Annotated in this window: 14 protein-coding genes and 1 pseudogene; 7 read left to right on the top strand and 8 right to left on the bottom strand. The window is 64.6% G+C overall.

Features of this window, described 5'->3' with window-relative positions:
• A partial coding sequence (locus tag ACREBX_RS06555) for a hypothetical protein (RefSeq protein ID WP_431560951.1) occupies window positions 1–182 on the bottom strand: 182 nt, incomplete at its 3' end.
• Window positions 183–592: 410 nt separating this feature from the next.
• Here ACREBX_RS06555 and ACREBX_RS06550 point away from each other — a divergent pair.
• Together ACREBX_RS06550 and ACREBX_RS06545 are read left to right on the top strand one after the other, a co-directional pair.
• Window positions 593–2926, top strand: a complete 2334-nt coding sequence (locus ACREBX_RS06550) for a TonB-dependent receptor (protein WP_431560950.1) — start codon at window positions 593–595, stop codon at window positions 2924–2926.
• A gap of 73 nt (window positions 2927–2999) precedes the next feature.
• Complete coding sequence (locus tag ACREBX_RS06545; protein ID WP_431560949.1) at window positions 3000–3263, top strand: DUF3297 family protein; 264 nt, start codon at window positions 3000–3002, stop codon at window positions 3261–3263.
• A 91-nt stretch (window positions 3264–3354) separates the two neighbouring features.
• Here the strand turns inward: ACREBX_RS06545 and ACREBX_RS06540 are convergent, their stop codons facing one another.
• From ACREBX_RS06540 to ACREBX_RS06530, 3 genes are all read right to left on the bottom strand, one after another.
• Window positions 3355–3954 (bottom strand): CHAP domain-containing protein, encoded by a 600-nt coding sequence (locus ACREBX_RS06540; RefSeq protein ID WP_431560948.1) that lies wholly within the window; start codon window positions 3952–3954, stop codon window positions 3355–3357.
• A 194-nt stretch (window positions 3955–4148) separates the two neighbouring features.
• Window positions 4149–6503 (bottom strand): putative bifunctional diguanylate cyclase/phosphodiesterase, encoded by a 2355-nt coding sequence (locus ACREBX_RS06535; RefSeq protein WP_431560947.1) that lies wholly within the window; start codon window positions 6501–6503, stop codon window positions 4149–4151.
• A 109-nt stretch (window positions 6504–6612) separates the two neighbouring features.
• The gene (locus ACREBX_RS06530; protein ID WP_431560946.1) at window positions 6613–8364 is read right to left on the bottom strand and encodes a fatty acyl-AMP ligase; all 1752 of its coding nucleotides are present in this window, start codon (window positions 8362–8364) and stop codon (window positions 6613–6615) included.
• A gap of 221 nt (window positions 8365–8585) precedes the next feature.
• Between ACREBX_RS06530 and ACREBX_RS06525 the strand changes: the two genes are divergently transcribed.
• The 4 genes and pseudogenes from ACREBX_RS06525 to ACREBX_RS06510 form a co-directional block, all read left to right on the top strand.
• The gene (locus tag ACREBX_RS06525; RefSeq protein WP_431560945.1) at window positions 8586–9116 is read left to right on the top strand and encodes a regulatory protein RecX; all 531 of its coding nucleotides are present in this window, start codon (window positions 8586–8588) and stop codon (window positions 9114–9116) included.
• Between the two features lie 32 nt (window positions 9117–9148).
• Window positions 9149–9598 (top strand): DUF192 domain-containing protein, encoded by a 450-nt coding sequence (locus ACREBX_RS06520; RefSeq protein ID WP_431560944.1) that lies wholly within the window; start codon window positions 9149–9151, stop codon window positions 9596–9598.
• 60 nt (window positions 9599–9658) lie between these two features.
• Window positions 9659–10045: an NADH:ubiquinone oxidoreductase subunit NDUFA12 gene (locus ACREBX_RS06515; RefSeq protein ID WP_431560943.1), complete on the top strand. Its 387-nt coding sequence runs from the start codon at window positions 9659–9661 to the stop codon at window positions 10043–10045.
• Between the two features lie 41 nt (window positions 10046–10086).
• Window positions 10087–10458, top strand: a pseudogene (locus tag ACREBX_RS06510) (DUF2155 domain-containing protein); the annotation flags it as partial.
• A 35-nt stretch (window positions 10459–10493) separates the two neighbouring features.
• Here the strand turns inward: ACREBX_RS06510 and aat are convergent.
• Together aat and ACREBX_RS06500 are read right to left on the bottom strand one after the other, a co-directional pair.
• Window positions 10494–11282: a leucyl/phenylalanyl-tRNA--protein transferase gene (gene aat / locus ACREBX_RS06505; protein WP_431560952.1), complete on the bottom strand. Its 789-nt coding sequence runs from the start codon at window positions 11280–11282 to the stop codon at window positions 10494–10496.
• Window positions 11279–12100, bottom strand: a complete 822-nt coding sequence (locus ACREBX_RS06500) for a class I SAM-dependent methyltransferase (RefSeq protein WP_431560942.1) — start codon at window positions 12098–12100, stop codon at window positions 11279–11281. The genes aat and ACREBX_RS06500 overlap by 4 nt, the downstream gene beginning before the upstream one ends.
• Window positions 12101–12155: 55 nt before the next feature.
• On the opposite strand from ACREBX_RS06500, the gene ACREBX_RS06495 reads away from it, so the two are divergent.
• Window positions 12156–12344: a hypothetical protein gene (locus tag ACREBX_RS06495; RefSeq protein WP_431560941.1), complete on the top strand. Its 189-nt coding sequence runs from the start codon at window positions 12156–12158 to the stop codon at window positions 12342–12344.
• Window positions 12345–12552: 208 nt separating this feature from the next.
• Here ACREBX_RS06495 and ACREBX_RS06490 read toward each other — a convergent pair whose 3' ends face one another.
• A complete protein-coding gene (locus ACREBX_RS06490; protein WP_431560940.1) occupies window positions 12553–14043 on the bottom strand; it encodes a CpaF family protein in 1491 nt (496 codons plus the stop codon).
• 187 nt (window positions 14044–14230) lie between these two features.
• Window positions 14231–14488: an ATP synthase F1 subunit epsilon gene (locus ACREBX_RS06485; RefSeq protein ID WP_037513563.1), complete on the bottom strand. Its 258-nt coding sequence runs from the start codon at window positions 14486–14488 to the stop codon at window positions 14231–14233.
• Window positions 14489–14532 lie beyond the last annotated feature (44 nt).

Below are 14532 nucleotides of genomic sequence, written 5' to 3'. Positions count from 1 at the left end.
CCCGCGGCACCGGTCGCCCCGGCCGGACCGGGCGCGCCCGCCGGGCCGACGGCGCCGGTGGCACCTCCGCTGCCGACGCTACCGACGCGGTAACTGCCCGATGATTCGCAAGCCGCGAGCGCGAAGCACGCCGGGATGAGGATGAGATGGGCTGGGCGGAATTCAAGACAGGACAAAGGCATGAGATATCCCCTTCCGTACATGGTCTGGTCCCTATGCCGATATTCCCAAACGAACTCTAAAGTTCCCTTTGTTGTTGAAATTAATTATTATTAACCGAATATATAAACTAGTATATCAGTAGATCATTACGCATTTCCTTACAATGAGGCCCAAGGCGTTAACTAAAATTTTTCTGTAGTTCGTTCTTCATGCTGACTTGGCGTGGTCAATATGTGATCCATCAAGAGACATGATTTTCACAAATTGATTTATATAAATAGTTCCCGCCCGGATGGCGGCGCGATTGCCGCGAATCCTACTTCTTTCCGTCATCGTCCTGTCACGCCTTCGCCGCAGCGCAGCAATATCGTCCGCCTAATGCCCCCGCGACCCCGGCGCCATTTCGCGACCGGGAAAAGGGGATCCATCAATGACCAATCCGTTCAGGAGCCGCCTGCGCGCCGGGGCCGCCTCGATCGCTGCGCTCGCCGTACTGGCCGCGACCCCGGCCTTTGCCGAAGATGCCGTGGCCGATGCGGCCGATAGCGGCGATGTCGAAGAGATCGTCGTGCTCGGCCAGGGGCAGGCGCGTCAGGTGCAGGAACTGGGCGCCGCCGACATCGCGCTCGAAGTGTCGGGGATCAGCCCGCTCAAAGCCATCGACAAGCTGCCCGGGGTCAATTTTCAGGCGGCCGACCCGTTCGGCGCCTATGAATGGTCGGCGCGCATTTCGATCCGCGGTTTCAGCCAGAACCAGCTCGGCTTCACGCTCGACGGCGTGCCGCTCGGCGACATGAACTATGGCAACCACAACGGCCTGCACATCAGCCGCGCGATCATCAGCGAGAATGTCGGCCGCATCGAAGTCGCGCAGGGCGCGGGCTCGCTCGCCGCGGCGTCGACGAGCAACCTGGGCGGCACGATCGAATTCTTCTCGCGCGAACCGGCCGAAGAGCTCGGGGTCGAGGCGTCGGCCACCTATGGCAGCGACGAGACCAAGCGCCTCTTCGCGCGCATCGACAGCGGCGAGATCGCGCCCGGCGGGCCGCGCCTGTCGCTGAGCTATGCCTGGCAGGATGCCGACAAGTGGAAGGGCAATGGCGTCCAGCGTCAGGACCAGGTCAATGCGCGGATCGTTCAGCCCGTCGGCGACGGCCAGTTCTTCGGCTTCGTCAACTATTCGAACCGCCGCGAGAATGACTATCAGGATTTGAGCGCCGACATGATCGGCCGCCTCGGCTATCAGTGGGACAATTTCGCGAAGGATTGGGACACGGCGGTTCAGGTCGCCAAAGTCTATCAGAATCAGGTCGCGCGCGCGGCCTATAACGCCGGCGTTGCCAATGGCAGCCTGCCGCTCGGAACGCCCTATGTCGCGCCTTATGCCGGGATCGGCGAAGCATTCCCGGCGCCCGTCGGGACCGTCGACGACGCCTATTACGACGCATCGGGGCTGCGCAAGGATTGGCTGGCCGGCGTTGGGGTCGAAGCACCGCTGGGCGAATATTGGACGCTGAAGGCGATGGGTTATTACCATGGCAACAAGGGCCGCGGGCTGTGGTTCACGCCCTATGTGACCACGCCGGGCGGCGCGCCGATGACGATCCGCACCACCGAATATGACATCGAACGCTATGGCATCGTCGCCTCCAGCCTGTTCGAGGTCGGCGACAACAAGTTCGAAATCGGCATGTGGTACGAGGATAACGCCTTCAACCAGGCGCGGCGTTTCTATGGTCTTGGCGACACGGCGGGCGCCCCGAGCCGCGGCAGTCTGAAATTCCCGAAGGATCCGCTGGCGACGCAGTGGGAGTTCGATTTCAACACTCAGACGCTGCAATATCATGTCCAGGACACGCTCGACCTCGGCCAGTTCCAGATCAACGCAGGCTGGAAGGGGCTGCGCGTCACCAACGAGGCGACCCCGATCGTCCGCGGCGGGCTGGCGTCGGGGACTACCGAGGCGAAGGACTGGTTCCTGCCGCAGGCGGGGCTGCTCTATCGCGTCAACGACAATAATGAGGTCTTCGCGAGCTACACCGAAAATATCCGCGCCTTCGAAAGCTCGGCGACGGGCGGTCCGTTCGCGACGACGCAGGCGGGCTTCGACGCGCTCGACCTGAAGCCCGAAACCTCGACGACCTATGAACTCGGTTTCCGCACCAAAACGACACGGTTCCAGGCGGTGATCGCGGGCTATTATGTCGACTTCAAGGATCGCATCATCGCATTCGCCAACGGGTCGGGCATTCAGGGCAATCCGGCGATCCTCAGCAACGTCGGCGACGTCCGCTCGTGGGGCGTCGAGGCGGCGGGGACGTTCCGCGTCACCCCCGAACTCTCGCTCTTCGCCTCCTATGCGTACAACGACTCCGAATATCAGGACGATGTCGTGACCGCGGCGGGTGCGGTTGTCGCGGCGACGGCGGGCAAGACGGTGGTCAATTCGCCGCGCCATCTCGGCAAGGGCGAAATCACCTGGGACAATGGCACTTTCTTCGCGCGGGTCGGCGCGAACTACACCTCGAAGCGCTATTATTCATACGAGAATGACGCCGAGGTCGGCGGCTTCGTGATCGTTGACGCCAGCGTCGGATACCGGCTCAACGAGCGCATCTCGATCCAGGCGAATGCGACGAACCTGTTCGACAAGGAATATGTGTCGACGATCGGCACCAACGGCTTCGCCAACCGCGGCGACAACCAGACCTTGCTGACGGGGGCGCCGCAGCAGTTCTTTGTGACCTTGAAGGCCGGTTTCTAAAAACCGCCTTCCCATTGACGATGGTGGCGCGGTCCAGCTAGGGCCGCGCCATCATTTTTTGGGAAATATAGTCATGACCGATACGCCCCCCGACCATATGTCGACCAATCCGCGCTCGCCCCATTTCGACATGGAGGTGCTGCAGCGCGGCATCGGGATCCGCTTCAAGGGCAAGGAGCGCACCGACGTCGAGGAATATTCGATCTCCGAAGGCTGGATCCGCGTCGCGGCGGGCAAGTCGAAGGATCGTTTCGGCCAGGCGATGACGATCAAGCTGTCGGGCGAGGTCGAAGCCTGGTTCGAAGACAAGGCCGACGGCGAGGGCGACGACGCCTAACCACCGACGTCACAGCGCATAAAGAAAGCCCCGGAGGCGATCCGGGGCTTTCTTTATGCGCGTGTTGGCGATTGCTGGATGTTTTTGCGGCTTACTGGCCGAGCGAGGCGGCGACGAATTCGAGATCGTTGCCGGGTTTCCAGTCGTTCTGGGCCCAGACGGGCGCCTTGAAGCTGGGGGCCTTGAAGCTGGGGGCCTTGTTCGGTGCGCCCGGTTCGCCGTCCGAATAGATGAAACCCTGCACCGGATTGGCGCGCAGGCCGAGGTCGCCGATCGGGGCGTACCAGACCCGGACCATGCTCCAGTCGCCGGCATTGCTGACATCGACGACGCGGACGTTGCGCTCGATCTGGCCGCGGCGGCCGTTGATCGGCGACCAGTTCGCATGGTCGATCAGGATTTCGCGGTCGCTGACGATTTTCTTGACCACCGCAACATGGCCGAGCGGCATGCCGCCGGTGCCGGCGAACGCCATCACGGCGCCTTGGCGGGGCTCTTCGCCGCGCTGATAGGTGCCCGCGGCCTGCGACCACCAGGTCTTGGCATTGCCGCGGATTTCGACGCCCGATTCGGCACGGGCAAAGGGAACGCACTGCAGATAGTCGCGCGCCGCGGCGGGAACGCTCGCAAGCAGGCCGGTGACGGCCATCACAGATGCGATGGCGGCAGCCAGATAACGACGATAGAGCATGAAATGCGACCCCCGAGGCTTGTCTTCAAGCGTTGGAGCGTCTTTGCCACGTACTTCGCGGACCACCACCCATCTCGCGACGAGTCGCGCCATCGATGCGGTGGGCCGGGGAACCTTTTGTTAAGGCGTTCAATTCGTCGCGCGGGGGTTTCGGCCTGTCGTCATCACGCGGCGTGCATTTCATCCTGCCGCCGTCACGCGGCGGCGCTGTCCGCAGCTTCGGGCGCTCGGAACAGGGTCAGCACATCGCTCGCGGGCATCGGGCGCCCGTAATAATAGCCCTGGATGTTGCTGCACCCCATCGCGCGGATCGTGTCGACCTCCAGCTCGGTTTCGGCCCCCTCGGCGGTGGTCGACATGCCCAGGCTGTCGGCGAGCGCGACGACGGCGCGGATGATCGCGATCGATTCGATGCTGCCCTTGGCGGCGCCGACGACGAAGCTGCGGTCGACCTTGATCGTCGAAAATTGCGTCTTGCGCAGATAGCCGAGCGACGAATAGCCGGTGCCGAAATCGTCGAGCGACAGGCGGATGCCGAGCCCGATGAGCTGGTCGAGCAGCTGCGCCGCGCCGCCGCCGTCGCGCAGGAAGACGCTTTCGGTGACCTCGATCTCGAGCCGCTGCGGCGAGAGCCCGCTCTGCGCGAGCGCCGAGACGACGACCGAGGCGAAGCTGGGGTCGGTGAGCTGGTCGGCCGAGACATTGATCGCAACCTTCAGGTTCGACGGCCATTTCATCGCTTCGTGGCATGCCGTGCGCAGCACCCATTCGCCGATCGGCGAAATCAGGCGGGCGTCCTCGGCCAGCGGGATGAAGCGGCCGGGCGAGACATTGCCGAGCTTCTTGTTGTGCCAGCGGATCAGCGCCTCGAACCCGTTGAGCGTGCCGTCGGCGGCGGTCACCACCGGCTGGTAATAAAGTTCGAACTCGCCGCGTTCGAGCGCGCCGCGCAGTTCCTGCTCCATCACGCGCCGTTCTTCGGCCTGCGCGTGGAGCGAGGCGACATAGCCGGCGACGACGTTGCCGCCCTTGTCCTTGGACTTGTAGAGCGCAAGGTCGGCGTTGCGGGTCAGCGTTTCGACCGTCGCGCCATCGGTCGGCCCGATCGCGAAACCGATGCTGGCGCCGACGAACAGCTGGTGATTGTCGACCACATAAGGGCGGCTGATCGTCGTGATGAGCCGCTGCGCGAGGTCTTCGGCGGTGTCGGCGGACGGGACATTGTGGAGGACCACGGCAAATTCGTCGCCGCCGAGCCGCCCGCAGGTCATCCCGCGTTCCATCAGGCCCTTCAGCCGCGCCGCGACCTGCGCGAGCAATTTGTCGCCGACGGGATGGCCCAATGTGTCATTGACCGCCTTGAACCGGTCGAGGTCGATCATCAGCAGCGCGCAGCGCGACTTCGCTTCGAGCGCGGTGTTAAGCGCGCGGGCGAGATCCTCGTTGAGGCTGAGGCGATTGGGAAGGCCGGTCAGATTGTCGAACCGCGCCATCTTGGCGATCTGTTCGGCGGTCGCGCGCTTTTCGGTGACGTCCGATCCGACACCGCGGAACCCGAGGAACTTGCCGGTTTCGTCGAGGCGCGGCGACGCGGACAATTCCCACCAGCGCGGCATGCCGCCGATCGTTACCGGCACGATCAGGTTCGAAAAGCTCTCGCGCCGTTTCATCCGCTCGGCCATGTCGTGCAGGCTTTTGGGGAACAGGCCGGTTTCCCAGGCATCGCCCGACAGCGCCTGCAGCAGCGGGATGCCCTCGAGCCGGTCGGCGGTGCCGCCGAGCGCATAGGCAAGGCGCGGCGACACATGGACGAGGCGGCGGCTGTTGTCGGTCTGCCACAGCCAGTCGGCCGAGGTTTCCTCGAACTCGCGCAGCAGCAAGCTGACCGTCTCGGTCTTTTCGTGCAGTATCTCTTCGGCGCGGCGGAAGCGGATATGGCTTTGCGCAAAGCGGACGCAGAAGGCGCAAAGCAGCAGCCCTGCGACGAGCGCGACGCCGGCCAGTTGCGGCGCCCCGGCGCGCACCAGCGCGACGGCCGCCGACAGGGTGACGGGCCCGATAAACAGCGCGCAGGCCAGCGGGACGCTGTGCGCGACGATCGAGAGCGTCACCATCATCAGCACCGCGATCGTCCACATCGAAAGGACATGGTCGAGCGTCGGCGACAGCCCTTGCAGCCAGAAAGGCGATCCCCAGAGAACCGCGGAATAGAGCGCGTGACGCGTGCACAGCCGATATTCGGCTACCCCCGAAAGCTTGGGGTCGCCGAGCGGAAGGCTCCGGAACCTGCTGTACGACCACAGGCCGAAAACGAGCGCGCCGCCCAGCCAGCCGGCCGCAACCAGCAACGGCACACTGAGGATCATGGTGAAAGCCGCAACGAGCGCCATGCCCATGCCCATCAGCAGGCGCAGCGATCCGCGGCCGCGAAGCGGCGCGAGCTGGAGCTGGCGGAGGTTGCCGATGTCCTCATCGCGCGGGCCCAACCCCAACAGGGTCCGCGCGGGAATGACTTCGGCAGCAATTGGATCGGTCAGCAGGCTTTTCACGCCCGCAGGTTTAGCGCGCGGGTATTACCCGAAGGTAACCAAGCGCGCACCGAAGCACGGTTTTTTTTCCTTCTCGGGACAGGAAAAACGTGACCGTTCAGCGTGTTGATCAGGCCGCCATCGCAAAAGGCTGGATTTCCCCGGCCAGATATTGCGCGCGCGCCTTTGACCGGCTGAGTTTGCCCGAACTGGTCCGCGGCAGCGTGCGCGGCGGGATCAGTTCGATCAGGCAGTTCATGCCGGTGATTGCACGGACGCGGTCGCGAATCGTCTCGCGCAGCGCGAGGCGTTCGGCGTCGTCGCTGGTGCGGCACTGGACGAGCACCGCAGGGGTTTCTTCGCCGCCGGGCGCGGTGATCGCGAAGGCCGCGATATCGCCCGATTTGAAGCCGGGAAGCTGCTCGACGGCCCACTCGATGTCCTGCGGCCAGTGATTCTTGCCGTTGATGATGATCATGTCCTTGGCGCGGCCGACGATATAGATGTAACCGTCTGACAGATAACCCATATCGCCGGTGTCGAGCCAGCCGTCCTTCATGCAGGCGGCGGTCGATTCGGGGTCGCGGAAATAGCCGGTCATCAGCGATGGGCCGGTGCACCAGACCTTGCCGACGGTCTGGTCGGGCAACGCATTGCCTGCTTCGTCGCGGACCTCGATCACCATGTCGCGCGCGGCGCGGCCGCAGTTGACGATGGCGCGGTAGCGCGTCGGGCGGCCGCTATCATTCGCGGCGCCCGACAGCTCGGTTTCCTCGACCAGTTCGACGACGATGCCTTCGCCCGGCGGCATGATGCTGACCGCGAGCGTCGCTTCGGCAAGGCCGTAGCTCGGCAGGAAGGCGCTCGCCTTGAAGCCCGCGTCGGCAAAAGCATCGACGAAATGCTGCATCACGTCGGGACGGATCATGTCGGCGCCATTGCCCGCGACGCGCCAGCGCGACAGGTCGAAACGGTCGGCGACGTGCGTCTGGCTCGACACGCGGCGCGAACAGATGTCGTAGCCGAACGTCGGCGAGTAGCTCAATGTCGTGCCCTCGTTGCGGCTGATCAGGTCGAGCCACGCGAGTGGACGGCGGGCGAAATCCTCGGTCTTGAGATAATCGACCGACACCTGGTTCGCGACCGGCGAGAGCAGGCAGCCGACGAGGCCCATGTCGTGATACCAGGGCAGCCACGAAATGCAGCGGTCGCTGTCCTGAAGCTCCATCCCGTGGCTGTGCGCGGCGAGATTGTTGAGCAGCGCGGCGTGCGTGACCGCGACGCCGTGCGGGAAGCGGGTCGAGCCGCTGCTGTACTGGAGATAGCAGGTTTCGTCCGACTTTTGCTCGGGCAGGTCGGCGACGGGCGCAGGGCGCGCGGCGAATTCGCTCCAGTCCATCGGCGCGACGCCTTCCTTCCCGGCCGCCTCGATCGCCATCGCGGCGATTTCGGGCGGGAAGAAGAGCATCGTGGGGTCGCAGCTGGAGAGCTGGACGACGAGCTGGCCAACATAGCTATCGCGGCCGCCGAAGCTGGTCGGCAGCGGCAGCGGCACCGGCCAGGCGCCGGCGTAGATCGTCCCGAAGAAGAGCGCGGCGAATTCGGCGCCCGTCTCGGCGATCAGCGCGATGCGGTCGCCGGGCTTCACGCCCGCGGCGATCAGCCGGTAGGCGGTGGCGAGCGAATCGGCCTTGAGTTCGCTGTACGGATAGGGGCGGACAAGCTTGCCGCGCGGATCGTGGAAATTGAGCCCGCGCGTACCATTCGCGGCATAGTCGAGCGCTTCCCCGACGGTGGCGAAATCGGAAAAGCGGCGCGGCTGCGCGCAGAGCGTCGGGGTCGACGTCAGCGCGTCGGCCTGCGTTTCGATGATCTGGGTCATAGGGGGTGCGACATCCCGTGAAACGGGCCGCGCGGCAACAAGCATGTCATCTTTTGAAGCCATAGTACCGTGCGCGAGCCCTGTGTTGTTAGAACAATCGCCCATTTCCGGGCGTTATGGCCCGATATGGCGGTGTTGATCGTTCTCAATCGGGCCCGACTGTGGCACAAACATGGCATATGGCCAACCGCCGCGCCCCCTCCGACCGTTCAAAAAGGCCCTTGGGCGCAACCAGGCTTGACGAACTGGCGCTCGCCTATGTCGCGCGATTCGCGACGAGCCGGGCGAAACTGACGCGTTATTTGTCGCGAAAAGTCCGCGAATCCGAATGGATAGATGAAGTTGACGCCATGATGGCGTGCGAGGCGGTGGCCGACCGGATGGCGCAATTGCGCTATCTCGACGACCGGCACTATGCCGCGATGCGCGCGGGCGCGATGACGCGGCGCGGGCTCGGCGTGCGGCGGGTCAAGGCGCAGCTTTACGTCGACGGAATCGCGGAGGAAGACAGCGGAGCAGCGATCGAGACGGCGGAGGGCGCCGCTATGGTCGCGGCCATCGGATTCGCGCGGCGGCGGCGGTTCGGGCCGTTCGCGATGCGATCGAGCGACGATCCGAAGCAGCGCGAGCGGCAAATCGCCGCCTTTTTGCGCGCGGGGCACAGCATGACGATCGCGCGCCGCATCCTCGCCATCCCGCCGGGGGACGAGGCGGCGCTGGCGGTGCTGGACGATGAAGCGATGCTCGATTAGGTCCGGCGAAATCACGGGATAAGGATCTGCCGATGCGCGCCATATTGACCGCCGTTGCCCTGTCGCTCGCACTGCCGATGGCGGCGTGCAGCAAGGATGTGAGCGAGGCGCAGAGCGTCGCGACGATCGCGGCGGATGGCGCGACGCACCAGTTCAACGTCGAAGTCGCGCGCACCAAGGAGGAGCAGGCTCGCGGATTGATGTTCCGCACCAGCCTGCCCGAGGGCGGCGGGATGATCTTTCCGTTCGAGAAGCCGCGAATCGCCAGCTTCTGGATGAAGAACACGCTGATTCCGCTCGATATGTTCTTCATTCGCGCCGACGGCAGCATCGACCGTATCGCCGAAAATACGATCCCCGAATCGCTCGAACCGGTGGTCAGCGGCGGCGAGGTCTCGGCGGTGCTCGAACTTGCGGGCGGTACGGCGGCGAAGCTTGGCATCGACGAGACCGCCAAGATCACATGGAAAGATGGAAAATAGCGCCCGTCCGCGTGGTTTGCGGCTTGCGGACCGCGCTGCCTTGGCTGTAAACGCCACGCCATGAGCATCTTGGGCAAGATTTTCACCTGGTGGGACGGTGCGACCGTCGGCACGTTGCTGAACAGCTGGAGCACCGGCACGAAGGTCGGCGAGGACAGCCTCGGCAACCGCTATTTCCGTGCGAAAAAGGGCAGCCGCCGCTGGGTGCTGTACAATGGATCGAACGACGCGAGCCGCGTGCCGCCCGAATGGCACGGCTGGCTGCACGGCACCTTCGACGAACTGCCGACCGATATGCTCCCCGCGCCGCGCGCGTGGGAGAAGGAAGCGACCGCGAACCTGACCGGCAGCACGGGCGCCTATCGCCCCGCCGGTGCGCTCGAACGCGGCGGCCAGCGCGCCGCCGCGACCGGCGATTACGAGGCCTGGCGGCCCGGCGCCGAGTGAGCGCCGCAGTGCCCAGGCTGACTGCGACCGCCGGGCTGGCCATGCTCGCCGCGCTGTCGCTCGGCGCCTGCGACCGGACCCCGGCGACCAAGGCGGGTGGCAGCGACAAGGCGCCGCAAATCGCCAAGTCCGAGCGCGTGCCGCAGGAAGTCGGCGGCATCGAAGGCGCCACCCCGATGGCGGACCGTGTCGCGGTCGTCGGCCTGCTCAACAAGCGCAACGGCCTCGTCCGCGATCTCGAGATGAAGCCCGGCGATGTGGCGCGCGTCGGCCGTGCGATCGTCCGGCTGCGCGCGTGCGAGGCGACGGCGCCGTGGGAGGATCCGCCCGAGACCGGCGCGTTCGTGCAGTTGACGGTGCAGGATCAGCGCGACGACAAATGGTATCGCGTCTTTTCGGGCTGGATTTTCCGCGAGCGGCCCGACCGCAACGTCATCCAGCACCCGATCTATGACGTCTTCGTCAAAAGCTGCGCGATGACATATCCGGGCGGCGAACCGGTTGCGCGTTCGGCGCCGAAATCGGGCGCCGCTGCGGCGCCCAAGGCGTCGAGGGCGCCCCAGTCGCCGGCGACGAACGGCGGCGATGGCACGGCGCCGCCCGTCGCGCCGCCGGTCGTTCCGGCCCCGGCGCCCAAGGCTGCGCCGTCGCCCCCCGCCAACACCGAATAGAGCCGCGCGAGATAGTCGGCCTGGCGGATTTCGATCGCGCCGAGGCTGGCGAGGTGCGGGGTGATGAACTGGCAATCGAGCAATTTCCAGCCGCCGGCGCGGAGCCGCGCGACGAGGTGCGCCAGCGCGACCTTCGACGCGTCACGCGCGCGGCTGACCATCGATTCGCCGAAAAAGGCGCGCCCGAGCGTCACCCCGTAGAGCCCGCCCGCAAGCTCGCCGTCCAGCCAGCATTCGACGCTATGCGCGTGGCCGAGCTGGAACAACCGGTCGTAGCTCGCCCGGATGACGGGGTTGATCCACGTCGTCGGCCGGTCGTCGGCGGGCGCGGCGCACAGCGCGACCATGTCGGCAAAGGCGGTATCGGTCGTGACGCGAAAGCGGTCCGACACGATGATTTTTTTCAGGCTGTGCGACAGGTGAAAGTGGTCGAGCGGCAGGATCGCGCGCAGTCGCGGTTCGACCCAATGGACCGACGGGTCGTCCGCCCCGTCGGCCATCGGGAAAATGCCCTGCGCATAGGCGCTGAGGAGCAGCGCAGGGTCTATGGACTTGAAGTGTTTCAGCTCGCGGGCTTCACGAATTTCAGCGTCATGCGGTCCGATTCGCCGATCGCGACATATTTTGCGCGATCCGCCTCGCCTTCGGTCAGGTTCGGCGGCAGCGTCCAGACGCCCTTGGGATAATCCTTGGTGTCCTTGGGATTGGCGTTGATCTCGCTCTCGCCCGCGAGCTTGAAGCCCGCGGCTTCGGCAAAGGCGACGATCGAGCTCTTCTTCATATAGCCCGATTTCTCTTCCTTCGCGCTGTCGTCGCTTTCGTTCAGCCGATGCTCGACGACACCCAGCGTGCCGCCGGGCTTGAGCATCGCGAAAATCTGCTTGAATGCGTTCGCGGTGTTGTCGGTGCCGTCGAAGCGCCAATTGTGGACGTTGCGGAAGGTCAGCACGACATCGGCGCTGCCGTCGGGGACTTTGGGGTTGGTGCCGGCATTGGGAAATTCGGCGAGCTTCACCGCGCCATAAACGTCGGCATTCTCGGTCTGCTTGGTCTTGACGCGATTGAGCCCGCGTTCCCACGGCGCCGCGGCATAGAGCGTGCCGCCGCCCGACTTCGTCAGCGGCGCGAGGATTTCGGTGTACCAGCCGCCGCCGGGCCACAGTTCGACGACGGTGTCGCCGGGCTTCACGCCAACGAAGGCGAGCGTTTCGGCGGGGTGGCGATATTTGTCGCGCGGCGTGTTCGTTGCCGTGCGGGTGGGCGCGGCGACCGCAGCTGCGATCGCGTCGTGGCCCTTATGGGCGGCATGGGCGTCATGCTGCATCGCGGCAGCGGGGACGGCAATCAGGGCGGCGGCACTTGCAACCGACAATAGGACACGCATATGGGGCACCTCTCTCCAAGGGGAAGGCCCCCTGTTTGCGAAGGGATGCGCGGCAATGCAAGTGTCGATGCTGTCGATCGGGATCGGAGCGGCGATCCTGTTCGGCGTGGCCGAGGTCGCGAGCTGGCGTCGCAACAACCGGCGCGACGTCGATAACGTCGGATTCATGCCGTGGCGCGGGATCGCACTGGGCTCGGCCGCGGTTGCTTTGTTCGCAACGGCGTTCTGGCTAAGCGGCAAATGAGAGATTGGCCTTCTCCCCTTGCGGGAGAAGGATAGGCAGCCTTGCCGCAACGCGGCTAGGCGGACTTGGAAGAGGGGTATGCGAGTCGCAGGCTCGCGTGATCGCTTGCGATCACTCACCCTCTCCCAGCTTCAACCAGCGAACGAGTTCGCAAGTCTGCGCAACCCTCCCCGTCGAGGGGGAGGGGGATACAGATTAAATAGGGAAATTAGAGACAGGCTTCCAGATAGGGCTGGTCGAAACCATACTGGCGGGCCTTTTCCAGCGTATAGGGACGCAGGCCCATCGCGCGATATTCGCCGACGATCTTGCCGTCCTTGTCCTCGTCGAGATATTCGAACTTGAAGAGTTCCTGCGTGACGATGACGTCGCCTTCCATGCCGATCACCTCGGTGACGTTGGTGACGCGGCGCGAACCGTCGCGCAGGCGCTTGATCTGGACGATCAGGTCGACCGAATCGGCGATCTGCTTCGAAATCGCTTCCTTCGGGATCTTGATGTCGCCCATCAGAACCATGTTTTCCATACGGCCGAGGCATTCGCGGGGCGAGTTGCTGTGGAGCGTACACATCGACCCGTCGTGACCCGTGTTCATCGCGGCGAGAAGGTCGAAACACTCCGCGCCGCGGACTTCGCCCATGATGATGCGGTCGGGGCGCATACGCAGCGCGTTCTTCACGAGGTCGCCCATATGGATCGCGCCATTGCCTTCAAGGTTCGCGGGGCGCGTTTCGAGCGGCAGCCAGTGCGGCTGCTGCAGGCGCAATTCGGCGGCGTCCTCGATGGTCAGCACGCGCTCGCCGGGGTCGATCATCTTCGACAGCGCGTTGAGCATCGTCGTCTTGCCCGAACCCGTACCGCCCGAGATGACGATGTTGAAACGGCTGGCGCCCGCGATCTTGAGCGCGGTGCACATTTTCTGGCTCATCGCGCCCCATTGGCAGAGCATGTCGAGCGTGATCGGCTTGGCGGAGAATTTACGAATCGAGATCGCGGTTCCGCGAAGGCTGAGTGGCGGGACGATGACGTTGACGCGGCTGCCGTCCTTGAGGCGGGCGTCGGCGAGCGGGGTGGTCTGATCGACGCGGCGGCCGACGAGGTTGCAGATGCGTTGCGCGATCTGGAACAGATGCTGTTCGTCGCGGAACTGGATCGGGGCGATCATCAGCTGCCCCTTTTTTTCGATATAGGTCTGGTACGGCCCGTTGACCATGATGTCGGAAATGTCGGGATCGGCGAGCAGCTCTTCGAGCGGGCCGAAACCGAGCAGTTCGTCGACGAGCACTTTTTCGAGCGCGAATTGTTCACGGCGGTTGAGCGTGATGCGGAGTTCAGCGAGCACTTCGAGGATGATCGGACGGAATTCCTCGGTCAACTCGTCCTTGTTGAGCGTCGCGGCGGCTTCGGGATCGACGCGTTCGAGCAGGCGCGGCAGCACCTGTTCCTTGATCTTGTGGACGCTGGCTTCGAACCCCTGTGCTTTTTCCGGCTCGACCATGTCGGCGGTCGAGCGCTGGTTCAGCCGCTCCATCGCCTCTTCTTCGGGCGTCAGGTTCGACGGCATCTGCGGGATGTCGACCGGCGTATCGATCGCGGGGAACTGGGTTCCGCCGGGCACACCGGGACCAGTCTGCATCGGCTTGGCCACGCCAAAGGCGGGGCGGCCAGCGGTTCCGGGTCGGCGTCCGAATGCACTCATCGGTTTTTCCTGCTTCCATATCTTTCAGGAGCATCGCTGCCAGTGCAGACGAACCCCCATCCGACACGGTGAATAAACCGGAAACTTTGACATTGTCCTAATGCGGCGGGCAAATGCGCGCGCGCATAAAAAAAGCCCGCATCCGTGAAGGATGCGGGCTTTTGATCGGCGTGGACGGCGGAAGCAATCAGCTGGCGATATGCTCGGCCAGAACGGTGAGACCCGCTTCGTTAACCTCGGCAAAGCCGCCCTCGACCTCGATCACCTCGGGCGCGGCGCCCGCGGTGGCATAGATGGTCAACGGTCCGTTGCGCAGCGTCGCCATGAACGGGGCGTGGCCTTCGAGCACCGAAAAATCGCCCTCGGTCCCCGGTACGGTGACCATATGGACGTCGGCGGTCCGCTCAAGGCGGGCAGGGGTGACGAGTTCGAACTTCAGAGCCATGTCTTCATTCCTAAAGCCCCTCCCCTTCAGGGGAGGGGTTGGGG

Source organism: Sphingopyxis sp. (genome assembly GCF_050725655.1).
In the GTDB taxonomy this organism is placed as follows: domain Bacteria; phylum Pseudomonadota; class Alphaproteobacteria; order Sphingomonadales; family Sphingomonadaceae; genus Sphingopyxis.
The sequence above is the reverse complement of the archived record's forward strand: the minus strand, read 5'-3'. Positions and strand labels throughout refer to the sequence as shown.

Coding starts and splice junctions, on each gene's coding strand:
- ACREBX_RS06550 (WP_431560950.1), top strand. CDS start 593: ATGACCAATCCGTTCAGGAGCCGCCTGCGCGCCGGGGCCGCCTCGATC.
- ACREBX_RS06545 (WP_431560949.1), top strand. CDS start 3,000: ATGACCGATACGCCCCCCGACCATATGTCGACCAATCCGCGCTCGCCC.
- ACREBX_RS06540 (WP_431560948.1), bottom strand. CDS start 3,954: ATGCTCTATCGTCGTTATCTGGCTGCCGCCATCGCATCTGTGATGGCC.
- ACREBX_RS06530 (WP_431560946.1), bottom strand. CDS start 8,364: ATGACCCAGATCATCGAAACGCAGGCCGACGCGCTGACGTCGACCCCG.
- ACREBX_RS06520 (WP_431560944.1), top strand. CDS start 9,149: ATGCGCGCCATATTGACCGCCGTTGCCCTGTCGCTCGCACTGCCGATG.
- ACREBX_RS06515 (WP_431560943.1), top strand. CDS start 9,659: ATGAGCATCTTGGGCAAGATTTTCACCTGGTGGGACGGTGCGACCGTC.
- ACREBX_RS06500 (WP_431560942.1), bottom strand. CDS start 12,100: ATGCGTGTCCTATTGTCGGTTGCAAGTGCCGCCGCCCTGATTGCCGTC.
- ACREBX_RS06495 (WP_431560941.1), top strand. CDS start 12,156: ATGCAAGTGTCGATGCTGTCGATCGGGATCGGAGCGGCGATCCTGTTC.
- ACREBX_RS06490 (WP_431560940.1), bottom strand. CDS start 14,043: ATGAGTGCATTCGGACGCCGACCCGGAACCGCTGGCCGCCCCGCCTTT.
- ACREBX_RS06485 (WP_037513563.1), bottom strand. CDS start 14,488: ATGGCTCTGAAGTTCGAACTCGTCACCCCTGCCCGCCTTGAGCGGACC.